The 18,809-nt window shown below is 58.0% G+C and carries 16 protein-coding genes and 1 riboswitch; of the genes, 13 read left to right on the top strand and 3 right to left on the bottom strand.

The genetic code is table 11. The annotated features are described in order from the left end of the window. Positions 1-98 precede the first annotated feature (98 nt). Complete coding sequence (locus CHB79_RS10560) at positions 99-431, bottom strand: DMT family transporter (protein ID WP_010488442.1); 333 nt, start codon at positions 429-431, stop codon at positions 99-101. Between the two features lie 84 nt (positions 432-515). Between CHB79_RS10560 and CHB79_RS10555 the strand changes: the two genes are divergently transcribed. Together CHB79_RS10555 and waaA are read left to right on the top strand one after the other, a co-directional pair. Further along, a complete protein-coding gene (locus tag CHB79_RS10555; protein ID WP_089359816.1) occupies positions 516-1,400 on the top strand; it encodes a LysR family transcriptional regulator in 885 nt (294 codons plus the stop codon). Positions 1,401-1,448: 48 nt separating this feature from the next. After that, positions 1,449-2,738: a lipid IV(A) 3-deoxy-D-manno-octulosonic acid transferase gene (waaA, locus tag CHB79_RS10550; RefSeq protein WP_089359815.1), complete on the top strand. Its 1,290-nt coding sequence runs from the start codon at positions 1,449-1,451 to the stop codon at positions 2,736-2,738. Between the two features lie 59 nt (positions 2,739-2,797). Here the strand turns inward: waaA and CHB79_RS10545 are convergent, their stop codons facing one another. Next, positions 2,798-4,243 carry a TolC family outer membrane protein gene (locus CHB79_RS10545; protein WP_089359814.1) on the bottom strand — a complete coding sequence of 482 codons (1,446 nt, stop codon included), beginning with the start codon at positions 4,241-4,243 and terminating at the stop codon, positions 2,798-2,800. A 329-nt stretch (positions 4,244-4,572) separates the two neighbouring features. Beyond that, a riboswitch (TPP riboswitch) is annotated at positions 4,573-4,679 on the top strand. Positions 4,680-4,776: 97 nt separating this feature from the next. Between CHB79_RS10545 and thiC the strand changes: the two genes are divergently transcribed. Then, a complete protein-coding gene (gene thiC, locus CHB79_RS10540; protein ID WP_089359813.1) occupies positions 4,777-6,669 on the top strand; it encodes a phosphomethylpyrimidine synthase ThiC in 1,893 nt (630 codons plus the stop codon). An 86-nt stretch (positions 6,670-6,755) separates the two neighbouring features. Beyond that, positions 6,756-8,045: a putative hydroxymethylpyrimidine transporter CytX gene (gene cytX, locus CHB79_RS10535; RefSeq protein ID WP_089359812.1), complete on the top strand. Its 1,290-nt coding sequence runs from the start codon at positions 6,756-6,758 to the stop codon at positions 8,043-8,045. On the opposite strand, the gene CHB79_RS10530 is transcribed toward cytX, so the two are convergent. Continuing rightward, positions 8,014-8,754 carry an RsiV family protein gene (locus CHB79_RS10530; protein ID WP_029529587.1) on the bottom strand — a complete coding sequence of 247 codons (741 nt, stop codon included), beginning with the start codon at positions 8,752-8,754 and terminating at the stop codon, positions 8,014-8,016. The genes cytX and CHB79_RS10530 overlap by 32 nt on opposite strands. 215 nt (positions 8,755-8,969) lie before the next feature. Here CHB79_RS10530 and CHB79_RS10525 point away from each other — a divergent pair, with 215 nt between their 5' ends. The 9 genes from CHB79_RS10525 to CHB79_RS10485 all read left to right on the top strand — a co-directional run bounded on the left by CHB79_RS10525 (position 8,970) and on the right by CHB79_RS10485 (position 18,777). Continuing rightward, the gene (locus CHB79_RS10525; RefSeq protein WP_089359811.1) at positions 8,970-9,587 is read left to right on the top strand and encodes an NUDIX domain-containing protein; all 618 of its coding nucleotides are present in this window, start codon (positions 8,970-8,972) and stop codon (positions 9,585-9,587) included. Next, the gene (locus tag CHB79_RS10520) at positions 9,578-10,030 is read left to right on the top strand and encodes a DUF1249 domain-containing protein (RefSeq protein WP_089359810.1); all 453 of its coding nucleotides are present in this window, start codon (positions 9,578-9,580) and stop codon (positions 10,028-10,030) included. The genes CHB79_RS10525 and CHB79_RS10520 overlap by 10 nt, the downstream gene beginning before the upstream one ends. Positions 10,031-10,487: 457 nt before the next feature. Further along, positions 10,488-11,303, top strand: a complete 816-nt coding sequence (gene cpdA / locus CHB79_RS10515) for a 3',5'-cyclic-AMP phosphodiesterase (RefSeq protein ID WP_089359809.1) — start codon at positions 10,488-10,490, stop codon at positions 11,301-11,303. Positions 11,304-11,396: 93 nt separating this feature from the next. Further along, entirely contained in the window at positions 11,397-12,005 is a 609-nt protein-coding gene (locus CHB79_RS10510) for a YqiA/YcfP family alpha/beta fold hydrolase (RefSeq protein WP_089359978.1), read from the top strand. Positions 12,006-12,103: 98 nt separating this feature from the next. Next, positions 12,104-13,993 carry a DNA topoisomerase IV subunit B gene (gene parE, locus CHB79_RS10505; RefSeq protein WP_089359808.1) on the top strand — a complete coding sequence of 630 codons (1,890 nt, stop codon included), beginning with the start codon at positions 12,104-12,106 and terminating at the stop codon, positions 13,991-13,993. Next, a complete protein-coding gene (locus CHB79_RS10500) occupies positions 13,990-14,991 on the top strand; it encodes an esterase-like activity of phytase family protein (protein WP_010488424.1) in 1,002 nt (333 codons plus the stop codon). The genes parE and CHB79_RS10500 overlap by 4 nt, the downstream gene beginning before the upstream one ends. Beyond that, the gene (locus tag CHB79_RS10495) at positions 14,988-15,512 is read left to right on the top strand and encodes a retropepsin-like aspartic protease family protein (RefSeq protein ID WP_089359807.1); all 525 of its coding nucleotides are present in this window, start codon (positions 14,988-14,990) and stop codon (positions 15,510-15,512) included. The genes CHB79_RS10500 and CHB79_RS10495 overlap by 4 nt, the downstream gene beginning before the upstream one ends. Before the next feature lie 7 nt (positions 15,513-15,519). Beyond that, a complete protein-coding gene (gene parC, locus CHB79_RS10490; RefSeq protein ID WP_089359806.1) occupies positions 15,520-17,769 on the top strand; it encodes a DNA topoisomerase IV subunit A in 2,250 nt (749 codons plus the stop codon). Positions 17,770-18,072: 303 nt separating this feature from the next. Then, positions 18,073-18,777, top strand: coding sequence for a PqiC family protein (locus CHB79_RS10485; protein WP_089359977.1), 705 nt, complete (start codon positions 18,073-18,075; stop codon positions 18,775-18,777). The last annotated feature ends 32 nt before the right edge of the window (positions 18,778-18,809 follow it).

Genomic DNA, 18,809 nt, shown 5'->3' with positions numbered 1-18,809 from the left:
CAGACGCCCAGTATAACCTGCCTGACGGATTGAGCTTGCCTGGCTACGCCGAAAACCTATGGGCAGCCCAAGGTTCTCGACGTGCTCGTATGTGAGGATCAGTGCCCTGTGGACTGTGAAAACAGTTGAATCACCATGACGCCTGCGATAATCAAGCCCATGCCGAGCATGGCAGGAAGGTCGAGGCGTTGCTGGTAGATAAAGGTCGCGGCAATACTGACCAACACTATTCCCAGCCCTGCCCAAACGGCATAGGCAATGCCTACCGGAATGGTCTTGACCACCAGGCTGAGCATCCAGAAGGAGATTGCATAGCCGACAATCACCAGGATCAGCGGCAGCGGTTTGCTCAGGCCACTAATGGCTTTCATTGATGTTGTCGCTATGACTTCAGCCGTCACTGCAATTGCCAGGTAAAGGTATCCGCTCATATCCAGTCTCCTCTTCAATGCGCGCTATTCTAGTTATTAAGCTGATGGGATAAAGTCATTACCTGCCTGTTATGGAGATAGGTTGTGCAATGGAATCTTGAGCAGATCCGGTTATTTGTGAGTGTTGCCGAGGGCCAGTCGTTCTCTGCCGTGGCTCGGCAAATGAAGCGGGTCCAGTCGGCCGTAAGTAGTTCGATCGCGATGCTTGAAGCGGATCTTGGGGTGTTGCTGTTTGAGCGCAGCAGTGGTCGACAACCACGCTTGACCGAAGAGGGCGCGGTGCTCCTGGAGGAGGCGCGCGAGGTGTTGCGCCAATGCCAGCGTCTGGAGGGAAGAGCGCTTGGCCTGGTGCGTGGCGAGGAATTGCGTTTGCGCCTGGCGCAAGACGAGGCCATGCCTTATCAACCCGTGCTTGATAGCCTGGAGGCGCTCTCGCAGGCGTATCCCTTGATCGAGGTTCAGTTGGCGAGTGGTGCGCAAGGCGAGGTTGCGCGCAAATTACTGGAGCGCCGTGCAGACCTGGGCCTGTTGTTTCATCATGAACAAATGCCTGACACCCTTGAACGTCAGCGCTTGGGCACGGTGGAGATGGTCACTGTCTGTGGTGCCGGGCACCCGCTTGCCGGGCTCAAGCGGGTTGACCGGCGTGAACTGGCTCGTCACAGGCAGTTATTGATGGCGCTCCAGGACAGCCGTTACCCCGGCGGTGAGCAAATCAGTCCAGCCGTATGGCGTGCCGACAGCTTTTACGCCATGGCCGAATTGTTGATACGCAACCTGGGCTGGGCGTGGTTGCCGCGTCACGTTGTGCAGTACCCTACCTATCAAAATCATTTGGTTGAATTGAGCAGTGACTGGACTCCGCCGCCGCTGGTGGTTGAGTTGGTCTGGCGGCGAGATGAAACCCTGGGGCCGGCGGCGCGTTGGTTGGCGGATCGCTTCGCCGAGCACCTGCGCGCAATTGGCTGAGCCTCTGATAAGCTGATCGCCGTTCAAAATTGACTAAGCCGAGCGCCAATGAATCGTTTGCTTTATACCTTGTTATTTCACCTCGGACTGCCATTGGTGGCTGTGCGTCTGGCCTTGCGGGCACGCAAGGCTCCTGCCTATGCGTTGCGAATCGGCGAGCGTTTTTCCTTTGCTTTGCCTGCGCTCAAGCCCGGTGGCATTTGGGTGCATGCAGTCTCTGTGGGGGAGAGCATTGCTGCTGCGCCGATGATCCGTGAGCTGCTGGCACGATACCCCGACTTGCCGATTACCATTACTTGCATGACGCCAACCGGCTCGGAGCGTATCCAGGCGCTGTTCGCTGGTGCCGAATACCAAGGCCGCATTCAGCACTGTTACTTGGGGTACGACTTGCCTTGGGTCGCGGCGCGGTTTCTGGATAGGGTGCAGCCCAAACTTGCAGTGATCATGGAAACCGAGTTGTGGCCCAACCACATTAACCAATGCGCCAGGCGCGGCATTCCGGTTGCGCTGGCCAACGCGCGCTTGTCCGAGCGCTCGGCGCGCGGTTATGCAAGGTTTTCCAGGCTGACAGCGCCAATGCTGGCCCAGATGAGCCTGATTGCCACGCAGACTGCGGTTGAAGCCGAGCGTTTCCGTCAGTTGGGTGCGCGTCCCGACTGTGTCGAGGTGACCGGTTCTATCAAGTTCGACCTGAGCATAGACCCGGCATTGCTGGAGCGGGCCCAGGCATTGCGAGCCGAGTGGGGCGCACTTGAGCGGCCGCTGTGGATTGCCGCCAGTACCCATGAAGGCGAGGATGCGCAGATGATCGCGGCGCATCGGAGCCTGCTCCAGCAGTGGCCTGATGCGTTGTTGATTTTAGTGCCGCGCCACCCCGAGCGTTTCAATTCGGTGTACGAGCAGCTCAAGGCCGCTGGCTTGCAGGTTCAGCGGCGCTCGACTGGTGCGCAGGTTACGGCTGAACATCAGGTTTTGCTGGGCGATACCATGGGCGAGTTGCTTTTCCTGTATGCCCTGGCTGATGTTGCATTCGTTGGCGGCAGCCTGGTGGCCAATGGTGGGCATAATCTGCTGGAGCCGGCGGCGTTGGGCAAACCTGTATTAAGCGGGCCGCACCTGTTCAACTTTCTCGATATCGCCAACCAACTGCGTCAGGCAGGCGCACTGGTTGAGGTAAGTGATGCCGCAGGCTTGGCCAGGGAGATTGGCCGGTTGTGGCAAGCGCCGGAGCAGGCGCAGGCGATGCGCGATGCAGGTGTGTCGGTGATGCGGGCGAATCAGGGTGCCCTGCAGCGATTGCTGGCAAGTTTGCAGCGACTTATGAAGGTTCAATGATTGTCTGCAGGTATAAAAAACCCGACTGATGCCGGGTTTTTTATACCTGCAATCCAAACTTAGTAGTTTGGATTGCCTTGCATCTGAGCTTCTGCTGCTTTGGCCAGGTCCGGCGGCAGGAAATCCTTGTCCGGGTTGTAGTCTGGCTTCAGGTAGGTGTCCAGCGCCTCCAGGTCGGCTGGGCTCAAGGTGCCTGCCGCCTGCTTCAGGCGCAGGTTGTTGAGGATGTAGTCGTAGCGCGCATCGTTATAGGTGCGGACCGAGCTGTATAGCTGGCGCTGGGCATCGAGCACGTCAACGATGTTGCGGGTACCCACCTGATAACCGATTTCGGTCGCTTCCAACGCGCTTTGGTTGGAGACGATCGACTGTTTGCGTGCCTTGACCGTTTCAACATCGGTGTTCACGGCGCGGTGCAGGTTGCGCGTGTCCTGTACCACCTTGCGACGCAGGCTTTCGCGCTGTTGCTCGGTTTGGTCCAGGCGCTGGTAGGCTTCACGCACTTGCGAGCTGGTTAGGCCGCCGCTGTAGATCGGGATATTCAACTGCAAGCCAATCGAACTTTGCTCGACATCACCGCTGTAGGGCGGGATGCCGCTGTTCAAGCCGCTGTTGGTGAAGCCCAGGCTGTCGTTGTCACCTTTTTGATAGCTGGCAACCGCATCGAGCGTTGGGGCGTGGCCCGACTTACGCTGGCTGAGGGTTTCCTTGGCTGCGTCGACGGCATAGTTGCTGGCCAGCAGATTGAGGTTCTGTGCTGATGCAGTATCGACCCAGGCCTTGGCATTGTTTGGCGTTGGCGCCAGGATCGGCAGCGTGTGGCGCATGCCTTCAAGCGCCGGGTATTCGCGGTTGGTCAGGGTGGTCAGCGCTTGAAAGGCGTCGTCAACCTGGCGTTCGGCGATGATCCGGTTGGCTCGTGCGGTGTCGTAGCCTGCTTGTGATTCGAGTACGTCGGTCTTGTCCGAAAGGCCGACATCAAAACGTTCGTTGGACTGGTCCAGCTGACGTTTGAACGCAGCTTCTTCAGCCTTGGTCGAGGCCAGGTTGTCCTGCGCACGAAGCACGTTGAAGTAGCTCTCGGCGCTTTGCAAAATCAGGTTCTGCTCGGTGGCCGAGAGATCAAGTGCAGCTTGTTCGCTTGTTGCTTCGGCGGCTTGCAGCTGGAACCAGCGATCGGCACGGAACAGCGGCTGGCTCAGGTTGGCCTGGTACACGGTACCGCTGCGGTTCGCCGTGTAGGACGGGGAATCAAGCTTGGTGCGGGTGTCGGCGAGCTCGGCGCCAGCAGACAGGTTGGGCAGCAGCCCAGCACGTGCTTGCGGCACGACTTCGCGGCGTGCCTGGTAGTCGGCGCGGGCAGCGGCGATATCAGCGTTGTTCTGTGCAGCTTCGCGGTATACCGATATCAGGTCATTCATTGCGGTGGTCGGAGCTTGTGCAGCCCAAGCTTGACCGGTCATCGCGGACGCAACAGCGACAGCCAGAGAAAGTCTACGCAACATTAGGGGTGTTCCTAGAATTAGCAGTAATCGACAAGGCTAAGCGTCGCTGACGGGAGGGTCAAGGCTGACAATTAGCGTCATGGGTGTAGTTTGCAACAAGCTATGTTGCTTGACCGCAACAATTCACAGCTCAGTGTAGGCACTGTTGTGGATCTTAATACTTCTTTTATTACCGCGTCACGAATCGATCGGCAGGCAATGAAAGATGCAGGCAAATAGATCAGTGGCTAAATAGGGCTGCTGCAAGTATCGGGGTCGAAAAACGACGCGTGGGTCAGCTTATTTTGACTGGCGGGTTGGATTTCCCGGGCGTGCTGATTAGAATGGCGATGTTCTTGTCGGGGTGCCCTAATCGAGGGGCTGAGATTGGCTGTCGCCGGATCCCGTTGAACCTGATCAGGTTAAGGCCTGCGTAGGGAACAAGATGTCCTCGCCATTGCCTCGGCGAGTCCTCTGTGCACCGTCTCGGTGCCCCGCGCCAGCACTCCCTCGTTCATGTTCGCTCCGACAACTATCTCAGGAGAGAGACGTCGATGAGCGTACAACAACAAAGTAGCCACAAGAACCTCAGTGAGTCCGCCCAGGTTGACCTGCAATCAGTCCAGCCGTTTACCCGCTCGCGCAAAATCTATGTTGAGGGCTCGCGCGCCGATATCCGCGTGCCAATGCGTGAAATCAGCCTGGACGTTACGCCGACTGACTTCGGCGGTGAAGTCAATGCACCGGTATTGGTCTACGACACATCAGGCCCCTATACCGACCCGCAGGTGCAGATTGATGTGCGCAAGGGCTTGGCTGATGTGCGCACGCCGTGGATCCTGGACCGTGACGACACCGTACAACTCGAGGGCTTGAGTTCGCATTTCGGGCAACTTCGCCTGGCTGATGAAGAACTTGGCAAAATGCGTTTTGCCCATGTGCGTAATCCGCGTCGGGCCAAGGAAGGCCGTAATGTCAGCCAAATGCACTACGCGCGCCAGGGCATTATCACGCCTGAGATGGAATACGTGGCCATCCGCGAAAACCTCAAGCTGCAAGAGGCCCGCGCCGCTGGCTTGCTGAAAGAGCAGCATCCGGGGCAGAGCTTTGGCGCGTCGATTCCTCAGCAGATCACTGCCGAGTTCGTGCGCGAGGAAGTTGCTCGTGGCCGGGCAATTATCCCGGCCAATATCAACCACACCGAGCTTGAGCCGATGATCATCGGGCGCAACTTCCTGGTGAAGATCAACGGCAACATCGGCAACTCGGCGCTTGGCTCATCCATCGAAGAAGAAGTCGCCAAGCTGACCTGGGGCATTCGCTGGGGCTCGGACACGGTGATGGACTTGTCGACTGGCAAACATATTCACGAAACCCGCGAGTGGATCATTCGCAACTCGCCAGTGCCAATCGGCACCGTGCCAATCTACCAGGCGTTGGAGAAGGTTAATGGGGTTGCCGAAGACCTGACCTGGGAGTTGTTCCGCGATACCTTGATCGAGCAGGCCGAGCAGGGTGTCGACTATTTCACCATCCATGCTGGAGTCTTGCTGCGTTATGTGCCCCTGACGGCAAAGCGGGTGACCGGGATTGTCTCGCGCGGTGGCTCAATCATGGCCAAGTGGTGCCTGGCACATCATCAGGAAAACTTCCTCTATACCCATTTCGAAGAAATCTGCGAAATCATGAAGGCCTATGACGTCAGCTTCTCGCTGGGCGATGGTCTGCGCCCCGGCTCGATTGCCGACGCCAACGATGCCGCGCAGTTTGGTGAGCTGGAAACCCTTGGCGAGCTGACCAAGATTGCCTGGAAGCATGATGTGCAGTGCATGATCGAAGGTCCGGGGCATGTGCCGATGCACCTGATCAAGGAGAACATGGACAAGCAGCTTGAGTGTTGTGACGAGGCGCCGTTCTATACCCTAGGCCCGCTGACCACGGATATTGCCCCGGGCTACGATCACATCACTTCGGGCATCGGCGCGGCGATGATTGGCTGGTTCGGTTGCGCCATGCTTTGCTACGTGACGCCCAAGGAGCATTTGGGCCTGCCGAACAAGGATGATGTGAAGACCGGGATCATCACCTACAAGATTGCCGCTCACGCTGCCGACTTGGCCAAGGGCCATCCCGGGGCGCAGATTCGTGACAACGCCTTGTCCAAGGCGCGTTTCGAGTTCCGTTGGGAGGACCAGTTCAATCTCGGTCTTGATCCGGACACCGCGCGCAGCTATCACGATGAAACCCTGCCTAAGGATTCGGCCAAGGTCGCGCACTTCTGCTCCATGTGCGGGCCGAAATTCTGCTCGATGAAAATCACCCAGGAAGTACGTGAGTACGCCAAGGTCAATGGCCTTTCCGAGGAGAGCCAGGCCATCGAGGCGGGTTTCAAGGAGCAGGCGCAGCGCTTCAAAGAGGAAGGCTCGGTGATCTACCGCCAGGTCTGAACAAAAGGCTGAGCAAGGCTGCAAACGCCCGGCTGCCCTCAGTCGGGCGTTTGCGCTTCCAATACCAATTTTAGAGAGTCTTGCGTGTGAACACTCCTAGTACTTATTCACCACATCACGCGGTACCTGCCGATCAGCGGGTTTTTGGCGCGCGCGATTTGTTTTCACTCTGGTTCTCGCTTGGCATCGGCTTGATGGTGCTGCAACTCGGTGCGTTGCTGGCGCCGGGCCTGGGCATGTCTGGGGCGATGCTGGCAATCGCCTGCGGCACCGCTGTGGGCGTGTTGTTGCTGGGTGCCGTGGCGGTGATAGGTGTCGATACCGGCCTGTCAGCCATGGCTGCGTTAAAGCTCAGCCTGGGCGCTAAAGGCGCTGTGGTGCCTGCCTTGCTGAATATCCTGCAACTGGTCGGTTGGGGCGCGTTTGAAATTATTGTCATGCGTGATGCGGCCAGCCTGCTCTCGGCCCGTGCCTTTGGTGAGGGCAGTGTGCTGACAAATGCCGCGTTGTGGACCCTGTTTTTTGGGGCGATCGCAACCTTGCTCGCGGTGACCGGCCCCTTGACCTTTGTCCGGCGTATTTTGCGCAAGTGGGGGATTTGGTTATTGCTGGGCGCTTGCCTGTGGCTGACCTGGAACCTATTCGACAAGACCGATCTGTCTGTGCTGTGGGCGCGTGCGGGTGACGGTTCCATGCCATTTGCCCTGGGCTTTGACATTGCCATCGCCATGCCGTTGTCCTGGCTGCCACTGATTGCCGACTATTCACGGTTTGGCAAGCGTGCGCGCAACGTTTTCGGCGGTACCGCAGCGGGGTTCTTCCTGGGTAATTTCTGGCTGATGAGCCTCGGCGTGGCTTACACCCTGGCCTTCGCACCGAGCGGTGAGGCCAATGCGCTGTTGCTGGCATTGGCAGGCGCAGGGCTTGGGATTCCGCTATTGCTGATTCTGCTCGATGAGTCAGAAAACGCCTTTGCCGATATCCACTCGGCGGCAGTGTCTGGCGGTATCTTGCTCAGGTTCAAAGTCGAGCACCTTGCGCTGGCAATAGGTGCCTTGTGCACCTTGATCGCCTTGTTGGCGCCCTTGGCTGAGTACCAGAACTTCTTGCTGCTGATCGGCTCGGTGTTTGCGCCGTTGTTTGGCGTGGTGCTGGTCGATCACTTTATCTTGCGCAGTCGCCAGGCCGCTCTAGCGCCCAAGGTCGGCCTGCGCTGGGATACCTTGCTGGCCTGGGCGTGCGGGGTGGTGGTCTATCACATGCTGAGCAATTTGCTGCCGGACGTCGGCGCAACCCTGCCAGCGTTGGTGATTGCCGGCGGGTTGCAATGGGTGCTTGGCAGGGCTATTGCGAAGCCGGCATGTACTCCGGCTTGAGTATTGCCCCAAGTTGCGAGTAAGGAATGGTCAAGGGCACGTGGCCGCTGGAGTATGGCGCCAGGGTGTAGACGTCATACTTGAGCAAGACTGACTTTTTCAGCAGGGCTATGTTTTCGGTGCGTGCAAAAGGCCAGGTTTTTACATACTCCGGGTCCTGGTCGAGCTTGTTGGCTTTCAACCAGCGCTGATGGGCCTGCTCTGCCAGATGCCAAAAGGCGTCTTCGGTGCCCGGCTTGAGCATGTCTTTAAGGGTCAGGGCCTTGTGCTGGTCGCGGTCGTAGTTGATGAAACCGCGACCCGGCATGCCATGTGCGCCGCCGGTCGCCAGGTAGCTGGAAAGCTCGATGATCACCATTTGGTCATGTTGCTCGCGCAATTTGGCCTGCAGGTAGGTTTTCCAGCCAGGCTCGGCGCGTACCAGGAAGTCCTTTTCATAGGATTCCAGTGAGGCAGGCAGCGGCGCGTCCGGTGCATCGGTGGTCATGCGTAGCAGGGCGCGTTCGATCAGTGGATTCAGCTGCGGCTCCTGGGCAAAACGCAGTGTGTCGATATTGACCAGCGGGCAAGGTTCACCGGTACAACCTGGCGTTACGTGTTCCCAGGCGACACGCTGGGCAACCAAGGGTTTTTCGCCAGTCATCATGCTTTGGCAGGCACCAAGGAAGAGACTGATGCCGACGATTGCGAGCTTTTTGGTCAGTGACATGTAATCCAACATTTGGCTGAAGGCTGTTAAGGGTTGCAGGCTTCGACTACAGGCAGGCGCTTGAGTTCGAGCCTTGGCGACCCCATCTATGCTGCATGATTCCAGCCGCACGTGCATCTGCAAAGTGCTGGCCGAGCCAATGTAAAGAGGCTGCGTCGCGCGAGTTGCAGGGGTAGGATGCGTGAAAGTCAGGTTAACAGCCGAGTGAGGACTCCATGCCAGATACCTTCAAACCGGGGCCGGATGCGGTCGAAATTGTTGAGCGTGAAGCCTGCTTTCGCGGGTTTTACAGCCTTGATCGCCTGCATTTGCGCCATCGTCAGTTCTCCGGCGAAATGGGGCCGGTGCTTAATCGGGAAGTCTTTCTGCGCCATGATGCGGTCTGTGTGCTGCCTTATGATCCGCAGCGCGATAGGGTGGTGTTGATCGAGCAGTTCAGGGTCGGCGCCATGCACAAGAGTGACAACCCGTGGCTGCTGGAGCTGGTTGCCGGGCTGATTGACAAGGACGAGGAGCCCGAAGCGGTGGCACACCGCGAGGCGATGGAAGAAGCAGGGCTGAAGTTGGGGGCGCTGTGGCCGATCACTCAGTACTATCCTTCACCTGGAGGCTCCAACGAACGTGTGCACTTGTTTGTTGGCCGTTGTGACAGCGAAGGGGTCGGCGGAGTCTTTGGTCTCGCCGAGGAAGGCGAAGACATCCAGGTGCATGTCTGGCCTTTTGAAGACGCATTGGATGCGGTAAAAGATGGGCGAATCGATAACGCCGCAAGCATTATTGCCTTGCAATGGCTGGCGCTTAACCGCGCCGAGGTTAGGGGGTTATGGCAGTAAATGTGATCCGTGATCGTTACCGCGTTGACCTGGTCGAGCTGCAAACGGCTTGCGAGGCTAATTATGCGCGGTTGATGCGTTTGCTCCCGGCGATGCGCGAAGAGCCTAGTGCTCGCCGTGTTGCGGTCAGCCAGGGCGAGAAGCTGTTGGGGGTGCTGGCGCTGGATGTATTGGAAAACTGCCCATACACCTCGACGATCCGCGTACGCCAGGAGCACAGCTTGCCCTGGTTGCCGGTCCCGGCGCTGGAGGTGCGCGTGTACCACGATGCGCGCATGGCTGAAGTGGTGGGAGCCGAAAGCTCACGGCGCTTCCGTGGAGTCTATCCCTACCCCAATGCCGACATGCACCAGCCCGATGAGAAAACCCAGCTCAATCTCTTCCTCGGTGAGTGGCTAAGTCATTGCCTGGCGTGTGGGCATGAAGCCGAGCTGCAGATCTAGGGAGCCTCTTAAATATAAGGGCGTCGAAAGCTGCCCACAGCCATTGGACTGAACGAGCTGTAGCCTGGGCGCGTGCACGATTCTGCTGAATAATGCCTATTCGGAACAACTAAAGCCGAGGGCGCTGCTGGCCGCATTTCACACCTTCACTGCCTGAGAGGCCCTGCAACCCGTTTTTCGCAGCCCGGGTGACTTGGCTCCTGTACAACTCCCATCATTTGCTACGCTGGATTTAACAGACTGGCCGGTGCCTTGCGTCGGGACTTGCAAGGCTTGGGCAAGGACGAAGTCGTTGAATAGGGCGGGCAGTGTTTGGGGGGATTGCTGGGTTTGGTTCACTGAAACCGATGGTTTTGCTGCAGTTGTGCACAGGTTCTGTGAACCAGGCCGCGCAAATCGAGTTTCCCCTCGCTATGCAAGCCGCCATAATTAAACTATTCCGCTCAAGGAGACGGCCTTGCCGAGCGCGCAAACTAATACCGCCGACTCATCGATACTGCTGGTTCAGCTATCTGATAGTCATCTTTTTGCCGAGGCTAATGGCAAGCTGCTAGGTATGGATACCGAGGACAGCTTGCAGCGCGTGATCGATCGGGTTCTCGAAGAGCAGCCGCAAATCGACCTCGTGTTGGCCAGTGGCGACTTGTCGCAAGACGGCAGTGAAGCCTCATACACTCGTTTCCGGCAAATGACTTCGGCTATCCGTGCACCGATGCGCTGGTTTCCCGGTAATCACGATGAAATTCAAGCCATGCAGGCGGCCTGTGTCGGCAGTAACTTGCTCGATACCCTGGTTGATGTTGGCAATTGGCGAGTGATCCTGCTCGACTCTGCAATTCCCGGGGCGGTGCCAGGCTTTCTCTGTGATCGCCAATTGGCGTTGCTGGAGCGAGCGCTAAGCGAGGCGCCCGAGCGCCACCATATGATCTGCATGCATCATCATCCAGTTCCCATTGGTAGTCGCTGGATGGACCCGATTGGCTTGCGCAACCCCGATGCGCTGTTTTCGATTGTGGAGCGTTTCCCGCAGGTGCGCTGCCTACTCTGGGGGCATATCCATCAAGAGTTCGATCAAGTGCGCAACGCGGTGCGGCTGCTGGCTTCGCCTTCGACCTGTGTGCAGTTTGCGCCGGGTAGTGAAGAGTTTCAGGTCGATACCAGTGCCCCAGGCTATCGCTGGCTGCGCCTGTTTGCAGATGGGCGGATTGAAACTGGCGTATCGCGAGTGACCGGAATCGATTTCGAAGTCGATTACAGCGTCAAGGGCTATTGACCGCCATCTCGGCCAGGCACTTCGTATTTTGCTACAAGCACCATGAACCAGGCCCTTGCAGCCTGTGGCCGTGAACGAGTAGCCTCCTGCTCCATGACTGAAACTATCCTTTATTTGCATGGACTTAACAGTTCACCAGACTCGCTTAAAGCCAGTCAGCTGCGCCGTGCGATGACAAGCATGGGGCTGGCTGGGCAATTACGGGTTCCGGCATTGCATCATCATCCGCGCCAAGCCATTGTGCAGATTGAGTCCGAAATTGCAGCCCTGGGTCGTCCGTTGCTGGTCGGCAGCTCTCTGGGCGGCTACTATGCGACGCATCTGGCTGAGCGTCATGGCTTGAAAGCGCTGCTGATTAACCCCGCTGTTCGCCCGCATACACTGTTTGACGGTTACCTCGGACCGCAAAAGAACTTTTACAGCGATGAAACCTGGGACCTGACCGCCGATCACGTCAGCGCCTTGGCTGAGTTGGAGGTCGCGCCGCCTAAAGACCCCGAGAGTTATCAGGTATGGTTGCAAACGGCGGATGAAACCCTGGATTATCGCCAGGCCCAGGCTTTTTACCGGGGATGTGCGCTGCGTATTCAAGCAGGTGGCGACCATGGTTTCCAAGGGTTTGCCCAGCGCTTGCCCATGCTCTTTGCTTTTGCCGGTATTGCGCCCAAATTGTGGAGCGATATCGATTTTTCTGGCCTTTGAATGGCTCGGATTCCGCTTGGCCGTCGTTGCCTTTTACTTTCGGCAGCGCAGCCAGCGACTTTGTGAATTTCTCGATTAACTGATGATTAAGAGACCCTATGGCCAGTTATAACGCCGATGCCATCGAAGTCCTTTCCGGTCTTGACCCGGTGCGCAAGCGCCCGGGCATGTATACCGATACCAGTCGCCCCAATCACTTGGCCCAGGAAGTCATCGACAACTCGGTCGATGAGGCGCTCGCCGGGCATGCCCGCAGCATTCAGGTGATCCTGCACGAGGATAATTCCCTCGAAGTCACCGATGACGGCCGCGGCATGCCGGTTGATATCCACCCCGATGAAGGGGTGCCCGGGGTCGAGCTGATTTTTACCAAGCTCCATGCCGGCGGTAAGTTTTCCAACAAGAACTACCAGTTCTCCGGCGGTTTGCACGGAGTTGGTATTTCCGTGGTCAACGCCTTGTCGACCCTGGTCGAGGTGCGGGTCAAGCGCGACGCCAGTGAATACCGCATGACCTTCGAAAACGGCTTCAAGGCCAGTGAACTCGAAGTCGTCGGCACCGTGGGCAAGCGCAATACCGGTACCAGCGTGCACTTCTGGCCCGATGGCAAGTATTTCGATTCCCCCAAGTTTTCCATCAGTCGCCTCAAGCACGTGCTCAAGGCCAAGGCGGTACTGTGCCCGGGCCTGAGCGTCAGCTTCGAAGACAAGGCCAGTGGCGAGCGTGTCGAATGGTTGTTTGAAGATGGCTTGCGCTCCTATTTGGTCGATGCCGTCAGCGAGTATCAACGCCTGCCGGATGAACCATTCTGTGGCAGCTTGTCGGGTAACAAGGAAGCCGTCGACTGGGCGCTGTTGTGGTTGCCCGAGGGCGGCGACAGTGTCCAGGAAAGCTACGTCAACCTGATTCCGACGGCCCAGGGCGGTACGCACGTCAATGGACTGCGCCAGGGCCTGCTTGATGCCATGCGTGAGTTTTGCGAGTTCCGCAACTTGCTGCCGCGCGGGGTCAAGTTGGCTCCGGAAGATATCTGGGAGCGAATTGCTTTCGTCTTGTCGATGAAGATGCAGGACGCCCAGTTCAGTGGACAGACCAAGGAACGCCTTTCTTCGCGTGAAGCTGCGGCTTTTGTCTCGGGTGTGGTCAAGGATGCCTTCAGCCTGTGGCTGAACGCGCACCCTGAATTTGGCCAGCAGTTGGCCGAGCTTGCGATCAGCAATGCAAACCGGCGCCTCAAGGCGGGCAAGAAGGTCGAGCGCAAGAAAATCACTCAAGGGCCAGCATTGCCGGGCAAGCTGGCTGATTGTGCGGGGCAGGACCCCATGCGCTCCGAACTGTTTCTGGTTGAGGGTGACTCCGCCGGCGGTTCGGCCAAGCAAGCACGCGACAAGGAGTTTCAGGCGATCATGCCGTTGCGCGGCAAGATCCTTAACACCTGGGAAGTCGACGGCAGCGAAGTTTTGGCCTCGCAAGAAGTGCACGACATTGCTGTGGCCATTGGTATCGATCCCGGCTCCAGCGACCTGGCGCAACTGCGCTACGGCAAGATCTGCATTCTCGCCGACGCCGACTCCGACGGCCTGCACATCGCAACCTTGCTCTGTGCATTGTTTGTCCAGCATTTCCGTGCCCTGGTCGATGCCGGGCACATCTTCGTCGCAATGCCGCCGTTGTACCGGATCGACTTGGGCAAAGAGATTTTCTACGCCCTTGATGATGCCGAGCGTGACGGTATCCTGGACCGCCTGGTAGCCGAGAAGCGTCGCGGCAAACCTCAGGTCACTCGATTCAAGGGCCTGGGTGAGATGAACCCGCCGCAGTTGCGTGAGACCACCATGGACCCGAATACGCGACGGCTGGTGCAGTTGACGCTGGATGATTACCCCGCGACCCAGGAAATAATGGACATGCTGCTGGCGAAAAAACGCGCGAGCGATCGCAAGGCGTGGCTTGAGTCCAAAGGTGATCTGGCTGAGGTTCTGCTTTGAGGCGTGCGCTTTACGCCCTGCTGTTGCTTGCTGTTTCGCCACTTGTAGCGGCTGCTTCCCAGGCGATGGCTCAGCCTGAAGAGTCGCTCAAGCTCGTCAGTGAACACCCGGTCGATGGTATGTCTGCGGGCAACCTGTCAGGTTTTGCCTGGTGCGGTGATGCCCTGTGGGCGGTTTCGGACCGGGATGATGGTCGCATCTACCGTCTCAGCGGTGGCGAGGGCGTTTGGCAGGCTGAGCCCGAACTGTTTACCGCTCCGCCTGCACCCGATTCAGGCTTGCCCTGGGGGATTCGCATGCGTGCCTGGGCGACAGGTCTGGTGCGCGGCGGCTCGCTCGACTTCGAGGGCATGACCTGCGACTCCAATGGAAACCGTTACCTGGTCAGCGAAGCCAAGGTGGCAGTGTTGCAGTTGCCTGTTGCGGCCGACCCTGAATGGCTCCGGTTGCCTGAATCGTTGGTGCGCCAGGCCCGGGGTAGTGGCATGCTGCTGCACTTCAATGCATTGCTTGAAGGTATTGCAATTGACCCGGCAGGTGAACGCATGTGGCTGGCCGCCGAACGCCAGCGCCGTGGGTTGTTGGTGCTGCACAAGAAAAACTCGGTTTGGGGCTGTACCGGCGGCTGTGTACTGCTCAGCGAGAGCGGCAAGGTACCTGCGCCCGAGAAGCTTGGCGGCAAACCGCAACCCAAGGACTTTTCTGATGTGAGCTATTACGCAGAAAAGCTCTTCACCCTTGAACGCCAGGCCCATCGCATATGCCGGCGTACCTTGAGTAATGGTGAAGTTGAGCGTTGCTGGTCATTTGCCGATCAAGTGTTGACCGATGCGCGACGCTACCCGAGTACTTTCGGGCGGGTTGAAGCCCTGCAGATTGATGAACAGGGCGCCTGGCTGGGCGTTGATAACGGTGGCCTGGTTCGTGCCGATGGTGAATCACGCCCAATCGTATGGCGCTTTGCCGCGCCGAAAGATGGCTGGGAGCACGGCAAGTGAGTTCGCAGCCAGCCGGCAAACGCGCGGGGCGGGTGATGCTGTTCCTGGCGTGGGGGGCGGGCATGTTCCTTGCGACACACTTTTTTGGCAACCTTGAAGATAAACAGCGCAACCCGAACCGCGATCCACAATCGATACATGCCAACGGCTATGTCGAAGTTCGCCTGGCCAGCAGCCGACAGGGGCATTATTACGCCAATGGGCAAATCAACGGCGAAAACGTCGAGTTTTTACTGGATACCGGGGCCACTGATGTCGCTGTCCCGGCAGATCTGGCCAGGCGACTGGGTTTGCCTGCAGGAGCCGAGGTCCGGTTGAGAACCGCAAATGGTCAAACAACCGGGCATCGAACGCGACTCAAACAGCTTAAATTAGGCGATATCGTGCTGCAGGATGTCGCCGCTCTGATTGCTCCCGGCATGGCCGGTGATGAAGTATTGTTGGGCATGAGTGCCCTGAAGAAACTTGAATTTACCCAGCGCGACGGCACGTTGTTGCTGCGCCAATCAACCTTGCAATGAGGCACGCATGAGCGATTCTCTCGATTTGAGTCTGGACGGCGTTGAGCGCCGCTCCCTTGCCGATTTTACCGAGCAGGCTTACCTCAATTACTCCATGTACGTAATCATGGACCGTGCATTGCCACACATTGGTGATGGCCTGAAGCCGGTTCAGCGCCGCATCATCTACGCCATGAGTGAACTGGGGCTGGATGCGGACTCCAAGCACAAGAAATCGGCGCGTACAGTCGGCGACGTGCTGGGCAAGTTCCACCCGCACGGTGACTCGGCGTGCTACGAGGCGATGGTGCTGATGGCGCAACCGTTCAGCTACCGCTATACCCTGGTTGATGGCCAGGGTAACTGGGGTGCGCCGGATGATCCAAAGTCCTTTGCGGCCATGCGCTATACCGAGGCGCGCCTGTCGCGCTATTCGGAAGTCCTACTGACCGAATTGGGGCAGGGCACAGTTGATTGGGTGCCAAACTTTGACGGCACCATGAACGAGCCGGCGACCTTGCCTGCACGTCTACCCAACCTGCTGCTCAATGGCACCACCGGCATTGCTGTCGGCATGGCGACTGACGTGCCGCCGCATAACCTGCGGGAGGTCGCGGCAGCGTGTGTGCGCCTGATCGACGAGCCCAATGCCACGGTCGAGCAGCTTTGCGAGCATGTATCCGGCCCGGATTACCCTACCGAAGCCGAGATCGTTACCCCGCGCGCGGATTTGCTGAAAATCTACGAAACCGGCCGTGGCTCGGTGCGCATGCGAGCGGTCTACCGGATCGAAGATGGCGATATCGTCGTCACTTCGCTACCGCATCAGGTTTCGGGTTCCAAAGTGCTGGAGCAGATTGCCGGGCAAATGCAGGCCAAGAAACTACCAATGGTGGCTGACCTGCGTGATGAATCCGACCACGAAAACCCTTGCCGTATCGTGATCATCCCGCGTTCAAACCGGGTTGATGCAGCAGAGCTGATGCAGCACTTGTTTGCCACCACGGACCTGGAGTCGAGTTACCGGGTCAACACCAACGTGATCGGCCTGGACGGCAAGCCCCAGGTGAAAAACCTGCGCCAGATGCTGCGTGAGTGGCTGGAGTACCGGGTCAATACCGTGCGCCGCCGCCTGCAGTTCCGTCTGGACAAGGTCGAGCGCCGCTTGCACCTGTTGGAAGGTTTGTTGGTGGCGTTCCTCAATCTGGATGAAGTCATTCATATCATCCGGACCGAAGACCAGCCAAAGGCGGTGCTCATCGAGCGCTTTGCTCTGACCGATATCCAGGCTGACTACATCCTCGATACGCGTTTGCGTCAGTTGGCCCGTCTTGAGGAAATGAAAATCCGTGGCGAGCAAGACGAACTGGCCAAGGAGCGTGAAAAACTGCTCAAGTTGCTCGGTAGCGAGGCGCGCCTGAAAAAACTGGTGCGTGACGAAATCATCAAGGATGCTGAAACCTACGGCGATGATCGACGCTCGCCGATTGTTGCGCGTGCCGAAGCCAAGGCGCTGTCTGAAAACGAGCTCATGCCTGCCGAGCCGGTCACTGTGGTGATTTCCGAGAAGGGCTGGGTACGTTGCGGTAAAGGCCACGACCTGGATGCCACCGGTTTGTCGTACAAGGCCGGAGATGGTTTCAAGGCCATGGCGCCTGGGCGCTCGAATCAATTTGCCGTGTTTATCGACTCGACCGGGCGCAGTTATTCATTGGCCGCCCACTCTCTGCCTTCGGCGCGCGGGCAGGGTGAGCCTCTAACCGGGCGCTTGACGCCGCCACCTGGCGCTACGTTTGAGTGCGTGATGCTGCCGGACGATGAGGCGCTGTATGTGATCGCATCCGATGCGGGGTATGGTTTCGTGGTTAAAGGCGAGGACCTGCAAGCCAAGAACAAGGCGGGTAAAGCCTTGTTGAGCCTGCCCAATGGGGCGAAAGTGATACCGCCGAAGCCTTTGGTCAGTCGCGAAGATGATTGGCTGGCTGCGGTGACAACCGAGGGTCGGTTGCTGTTGTTCAAGGTGGCAGACTTGCCGCAATTGGGTAAAGGCAAGGGCAATAAGATTATTGGTATCCCTGGTGACCGAGTCGCTTCGCGCGAAGAATACCTGACAGATCTCGCTGTTCTTCCAGTCGGAGCGACCCTGGTGTTGCAAGCAGGCAAGCGCACTTTGTCACTCAAGGCCGAAGACCTTGAACATTACAAGGGTGAGCGAGGCCGGCGTGGTAACAAGCTGCCACGGGGCTTCCAGCGAGTTGATAGTCTATTGGTTGAGTAGCGCGGTAACACCTGAAATACTGATTGGCAGATCAGCGCTGGAGTCTGGCGCAGCTTTCTAGGATGATATGACCGCTGGAAGCTTCTGGCGGTTTCATTTTCAAGGCGTTGCCGTGGGCGCTGTAATGGCTAATTGCTATTGCAAAAACTTCCACAGCATATCTGATCTTAGGGCTGGTATTTGTATTTCAGGTAAGCCCTATTCGGGGTTATAAACTCGCTAAGAATGGATAGTTGTAACCTCCGCCATATTTTGAATTTTATGGATATATAGACCGGTCTCGTGACTGGCTGGATGATATTGATGATTGCAATGCGACTCCCCTCGATTCTGTTGGTGGCTCTACTCGGGTTGGCTGGATGTGCACGTTACCAGCCAGTGCCTTTGTACCAGCTCGATAGTGGCGACGCTGAAGTCCCGTCCGCTAAAGAGGGTCTGGCGGTATTGCTGGGCCCGGTATCCATTGCCGACTACTTGCAGCGCGAAGCCTTGCTGCAGCGCCAGGAAGACGGCAGCTTGATCGCCTCGAGAGATGCGCGTTGGGCTGGTAGCCTGGCAGCTGACATTGACCAGCAGTTGCTCCTGCAACTGTCTTCGCAGCTCAATAGCCAGCGTCTGGCGCTGGCGCCTGCAGCACCTGGCTTTACGCCGCAGGTGCAAATCCTGATGTCGATTGCCCGGCTTGATTCAGGCCCGCACCGGCCTGCCGTGCTTGAAGCGCAATGGCGCTTGATGGGCAAGAATGGTGAATTGCTCGATGGTCGATTGGTGCGCCTGGAGCAGGCCCACAGTGGCACTATTGCTGATCAGGTGCATGCCCAGAGTACGCTGATGCGGCAACTGGTCGAGCAAGTCGCCTCGGCGGTCAAGGCGCATGATGGCGAAATTCCGGCAATTGCCGAGCGCGCACCTAAAAAGGCGCCGGTGACCACGCCCAAGAAGGAAGCTCCGCCGAAGATCCCAATGGCTCAGCCAGTACGGATTGATTCTGAAGTGTTCCGTTTCTAGAGCGACTGAGCAACACACTAAAAAACCCGCTA

This window comes from Pseudomonas segetis, assembly GCF_900188155.1.
In the GTDB taxonomy this organism is placed as follows: domain Bacteria; phylum Pseudomonadota; class Gammaproteobacteria; order Pseudomonadales; family Pseudomonadaceae; genus Aquipseudomonas; species Aquipseudomonas segetis.
Note: the sequence above shows the minus strand (reverse complement) of the source record. Positions and strands in the feature narration are given on the sequence as shown.